The sequence below is a fragment of the Pseudomonas sp. K5002 genome (assembly GCF_013386655.1).
In the GTDB taxonomy this organism is placed as follows: domain Bacteria; phylum Pseudomonadota; class Gammaproteobacteria; order Pseudomonadales; family Pseudomonadaceae; genus Aquipseudomonas.
The window spans coordinates 1-4956 of record NZ_JACARK010000488.1; the positions used below are offsets into that span (position 1 = coordinate 1).

A 4956-nucleotide genomic window follows, 5' to 3' on the forward strand; every position below is an offset into this window, starting at 1 on the left:
GAGGCTGCGATGGGGTCGCCGCGCCGTACCTGCCAGACCGCGGCGCCTGCATCGCAGCCTCGCTGGGGCTCGACAGCTCCCACAGTTGATCTCAGTTGATCAGGAGCGTGTGTTCGTATCCCGTGACGCCCTGCGTCACCACTGAACAGATTGATTTTTTATTCCGCACGACACACCTTAGCGAATCGTTTTTCTAGAAGGTGACGCCCGCAGTGTCCGATTTTCCGACTCTCAAAACCGAACGCCTGACCCTCAGAGAACTTACACAGGAGGATGCGGTGGGGTTGTTTGCGATTCATAGCGACGCTGAAGCAATGAAGTGGTTCGGTGCCGACCCAATCACCGAGCCTCATCAAGCGGAGCAACTGATCGAGCTGTTTGCCAGTTGGCGCACCTCACCCAATCCGGGGATTCGCTGGGGGATTGAGGAGACAGCCACGGCAGCGCTGATCGGCACCTGTGGTTTCTTCAAATGGAATCGTACGTGGCGCAGTTGCGCCATCGGGTTTGAGATGGCGCAATCGGCACAGGGACAGGGGCTCATGAAGGAAGCGGTTTACGCCGCCCTTCGATGGGCGTTCCAGCACATGGAACTCAACAGGATCGAAGCGCTGGTTCATCCTGACAACGCCCGGTCACTGAACCTGCTTGAGAAAGCCGGGTTCGTGCGTGAAGGAACGTTGAGGCAGGCGGGTTACTGGAACGCAGCTCATCAAGACCTGGTTCAGCTTTCGCTGCTGCGTGGGGAGTGTGAGTACCTTTAGTGTCAGCGCGCGGTCCGGCGGTAAACCAGCGTATCGCGTACGCCGAAGTACTCGCAGCGCCGCGCGCCTTGAAGGGTTTCCACCCATTCAAACCCCGTTGCCTCAGCCAGTCGTTGACTGGATATGTTCGCCGAAGAAGTGGTCAGGCGCAGTGTGTGCCCGCTCAACTGCGAAACCAGAGCGGTCAATGCCTCCCTCATCAGCCCATGACCGGCGTGTGCCTGATTGCCCCAATAGCCAACTTCGTAGCTGTGAATCTCATCGGCCAGCGGCAGCAGGCCGATACAGCCCACCAATGCCTGGGGATCGTCGCGAGATAACAGGAAATACCGTTTCTCCCCGACAGGCGCATCGAAGTCTTTTGCCGCGCGCTGCAGGCTTTCCTGCGTGTCCTCCAGCGTCCAGTGCGGCTTGCTCCATACGAGAAACCGGCGGTGCAGTGCGTAGCTGGCGTTCAAGGCATCGGCGAGTTTTTCAGCGAGCGCCACATCAGGCGCAACCAGGGTCATCCGGTCAGTTTGCAGGGTTGTTGGCAGCGGCGCCTGCTGTTCAATGGTTTGCACCCACACGAATCCTTCGTCTTCACTGGGTGGCTCGAGCATGCTGAACACGCTTTTCAGCGCGTCCTCCGGCACCTTTTTGTCAGCATTGCGTTGGGCATTTCGCGATAACGCCAGCTCCAGCGGTGCGCTCACCAGGATGCCGATCACCGGGACTGCATAGTCCCTCGCGATGGACAGCAGCTCCTGCCGATGACGCCGCGCCGGCAAAGCAGCATCGAAGACGATTGCGCCGTGCCCCAACCGCTCAAGGTTTTCCGCCACCCAGCGAGACTTGCCCGCCCCCTGCACGCCCATGACCACGTACACATGAGTGCCCTTTGCCGCCTGTGACAGCTCGTGCCTCAACCGCGCATACGCGAGCTGCCATGCCTGTCGATTTCGTTCAGGCGTGAATTCCCTGCCGAACTCGGTTTCCAGATAGTCGTCAGGGTTGATCACCAAGGGCAAGTCCATCGACCGATCCTCCATCAAAAAGGCACGTCACCCAACATCGTCGCGCGGTGCATCACCCGCCTTTGCGGTCGGTAATCATCAATCGCGTAATGCTGGGTAATGCGGTTATCCCAGAACGCTACATCATTCGCCTTCCATCGCCAACGCACGGTGAATTCCGGACGGCTCACGTGGCTGAACAATAACCGCAGCAACGCATCACTTTCCGCCACCTCAAGCTCATTGATCCGCGTAGTAAAGCCTTCATTCACAAACAACGCCTTGCGCCCGGTGGCAGGATGCGTCCTGACCACCGGGTGTGACAGCGGCGGGTGATCCTTCCGGGCTTTTTCGTAGCGCGCCAATGCTTCGGGCGTGCTGCCGAAGCGCTCGGTGGGAAATGATTTGGTCAATTCGTGGGTGGCGGTCAGGCCGTCGAGCAGTTGCCTGACGGGGGCCGATAACCCTTCAAACGCAGCCACGCCATTGGCCCACAACGTATCCCCGCCGAACGCAGGCACTTGCCTGGCCGCCAACACAGAGCCCATCGCCGGTGCGGCGAGGAAGGTCACATCGGTGTGCCAGATGGCGTTGTCGCGGACATCGGTCACGGCGGTGTCGATCAGCAGCAATTCCGGGTGCCGGTCAACGTGCGGGTAAATCGGATGCCGGTGCAAATCACCAAACCGCGCGGCAAATGCCACGTGCTGCCCGGGGGTAATGGCCTGGTTACGGAAGAACAACACCTGGTGCTGCAGCAGTGCTTGCTCCACCCAGTCGTGTTGTTGATCCGTCAGAGGCAGGGCCATATCCAGCCCCTCAACCTCGGCGCCGATGGCAGGGCCAAGGGGATGAAGCGTCAGGCCCATGATTATTCTCCGATGAACTTGTCGCTGACGAAGGCGGAATAGTCAGGCAGGACCTTTTCGATTTTTCCCTGCTCTTTCAGAAATTCGGCGGTCTTGCCGATTTCCCTGGCGGTGCCACCGGCGAGGTATTGCGCGCTTTTTTGTTCGGCGGCTGTCGGGAACGACGAGCCTTCGAGCAGCTCGGGAATGTCCGCAGCGTTGGCGCCTGTGAGTCGGGCGATGCTCTTCACGGGGGCAGAATCAGCGGTCCAGTCTTTTTTATGCGCGGCGTAATCGGCAATCGCCGCCAGGCTGACCCTGGCAAAATCGGCAACGACCTTCGGATTCTTTTCAGCGAAATCCTTGCGCGCTACCCACACCTCAAAGGTCGGGGCGCCCCAGTTGGAAACTTCGGCAGCATCCGTGAGGATCTTGCCGGTCTTACGGATTTCACCCAGGGCAGGCGACCAGGTAAACGCCCCGTCGATATCGCCGCGGGCCCAGGCGGCGGTGATTTGTGCCGGTGTCAGGTTGACGATGTTGACTTTGCGCGGGTCCAGGTTCCAGTGCTTCAGCGCGCCCAGCAGGCTGTAATGGGAGGTCGACACAAAGGGCACGGCGATGGTTTTGCCGATCAGGTCATCAGGGGTCTTGATCCCGCTGCCGTCGCGAACCACCAGGGCCTCGGAACTGCGAATCTGCGCGCTGACAATGAACGCCACCAGCGGCATGTTTCGCGAAGCCGCCGCGGCCAACGGGCTGGAGCCCAGGTTGCCGATCTGCACATCACCGGAAGCCATGGCGGCCAGGACGGCCGGGCCCGCGTCGAATCTGCGCCAATCGATCTTCTGGCCGATACCTTTTTCATATTCGCCATCGGCGATGGCGCGTTTGATCGGGTCGATGCCGTTGATGTAACCGATGGTGAGGTCAGCGGATTGAGCGCTTAGGGAGAGGACAGCGAGGCCCACGGCCGAGAGGAGGTTGCGGGCCAGTTTCAGCGTGTTCATTTTTATAGATTCCTGAGCGGATAAGACTTGAACAGCGCGGACTCCGGCTCTCCAAGGATCAACTCAGTTAGATGATATTGATCTATAAAAAATAAAATAAATAATTTTATGGAATTAGCTTAGAGCTTCTGCAGGAGCGATCAAGCTCGCTCCTGCAGGGTCATGTCACTCTTGGACATCCATGAACTCTTTGGCCCAGCTCACGTAGGTGTCGGGGAACGTGTAGGTGTGGGTCAGTTCGCTGGCGGTCAGGTTTGACGTGCTGCGCGTCAGGTTGCGCTGTTCGCGAAGGCTGTCGTAGGTGGCCTTGATCGAGGCGAAGTACGCGCCGTGCCCGGCGACCACAATCCGCACACCCAGTTTGGCCAGGCGTTCGTTGTCATTGAGATGCGGGTTGGCGTAGGTCACCAGCATCAACGGCACCGTCAGGCCTTCGGCGATCTGTTCAAGGTGCTCGAAGTCACGGACGCCCACCATGCAGATGCCGTCTGCGCCAGCCTCTTGATACGCCTTGGTGCGATGGATAACGTCTTCCACCGGCAATACGGCGGCGTTGGTCCGGGCGATGATCGAAAGCTGCGGATCGACCCGGGCCTCCAGGGCCGCCTTGACCTTGCCCACGCCCTCTTCCGTGCTGATGAGGTCGGTGGATTTGCGCCCGAACTGCGCGGGCAACAGGGTATCTTCAATGGTCAGCGCCGAGACGCCAGCACGCTCCAGTTCCTGGACGGTGCGCATCACGTTCAGTGCATTTCCGTAGCCGTGGTCGGCGTCGGCGATCACCGGAAGCTGCGCCACCCGGCCGATGCGGGTGGCCTGCTCGACGAACTCACTCAGGGTAATCAGCGCGAAGTCCGGTGCAGCCAGGACCTGTAATGACGCCACCGAGCCTCCCAGGATGCCGACTTCGAAGCCCAGGTCTGCAGCGATCCTGGCGGACATCGGGTCGAACACCGAGGCGGTGTGAAAGCAGTGTTGGGAGGCCAGCAGCTCGCGAAACGAGCGCCGTAGATCCTGGTGGGAAATTTTCGACATGTTCACTCCTCACTGTCGCCGTATACGCGGGAACGACCAGTGCCAATTCAAAAGTAAGGCTAGCGTATCACGCCGGAAAAAGATGGTTGATGACGTTTGAGAAACTTATACATCACGCTTGGCGGAGGGAAGCCCGCCGCCATTATTTCAACCGTCCCGCCTCACCCAGCCAGGTTGACGCGGCCTGGTGCAACCATTCGGTGGCGGCGGGATTGTGTTTGACCCGGCTATCCAGGAACGCCACACCCATGGCCTGAATCGCGGCCACCTGCTTGGGGTCCGGCGCCGGTTCGCCCGCCATCGG

5 protein-coding genes are annotated in these 4956 nt (G+C 59.8%); 1 reads left to right on the plus strand and 4 read right to left on the minus strand.

Features of this window, described 5'->3' with window-relative positions:
* Positions 1-212: 212 nt before the first annotated feature.
* Positions 213-764, plus strand: coding sequence for a GNAT family N-acetyltransferase (locus HX846_RS21345; RefSeq protein WP_178966052.1), 552 nt, complete (start codon positions 213-215; stop codon positions 762-764).
* Between the two features lie 2 nt (positions 765-766).
* On the opposite strand, the gene HX846_RS21350 is transcribed toward HX846_RS21345, so the two are convergent.
* From HX846_RS21350 to HX846_RS21365, 4 genes are all read right to left on the minus strand, one after another.
* On the minus strand, positions 767-1780 hold the full coding sequence (locus HX846_RS21350; protein ID WP_178966053.1) for a GNAT family N-acetyltransferase: 1014 nt from the start codon (positions 1778-1780) through the stop codon (positions 767-769).
* Positions 1781-1794: 14 nt separating this feature from the next.
* Positions 1795-2628, minus strand: a complete 834-nt coding sequence (tauD, locus tag HX846_RS21355) for a taurine dioxygenase (protein ID WP_178966054.1) — start codon at positions 2626-2628, stop codon at positions 1795-1797.
* Between the two features lie 2 nt (positions 2629-2630).
* Positions 2631-3617 carry a taurine ABC transporter substrate-binding protein gene (gene tauA / locus HX846_RS21360; RefSeq protein WP_087694293.1) on the minus strand — a complete coding sequence of 329 codons (987 nt, stop codon included), beginning with the start codon at positions 3615-3617 and terminating at the stop codon, positions 2631-2633.
* Between the two features lie 165 nt (positions 3618-3782).
* Positions 3783-4652 (minus strand): oxaloacetate decarboxylase, encoded by an 870-nt coding sequence (locus tag HX846_RS21365; protein ID WP_177067944.1) that lies wholly within the window; start codon positions 4650-4652, stop codon positions 3783-3785.
* Between the last annotated feature and the right edge of the window lie 304 nt (positions 4653-4956).

Bases quoted from the DNA above. Each gene is read 5' to 3' on its own strand.
- HX846_RS21350 (WP_178966053.1), bottom strand. From the start codon at position 1,780: ATGGACTTGCCCTTGGTGATCAACCCTGACGACTATCTGGAAACCGAG.
- tauD (WP_178966054.1), bottom strand. From the start codon at position 2,628: ATGGGCCTGACGCTTCATCCCCTTGGCCCTGCCATCGGCGCCGAGGTT.
- tauA (WP_087694293.1), bottom strand. From the start codon at position 3,617: ATGAACACGCTGAAACTGGCCCGCAACCTCCTCTCGGCCGTGGGCCTC.
- HX846_RS21365 (WP_177067944.1), bottom strand. From the start codon at position 4,652: ATGTCGAAAATTTCCCACCAGGATCTACGGCGCTCGTTTCGCGAGCTG.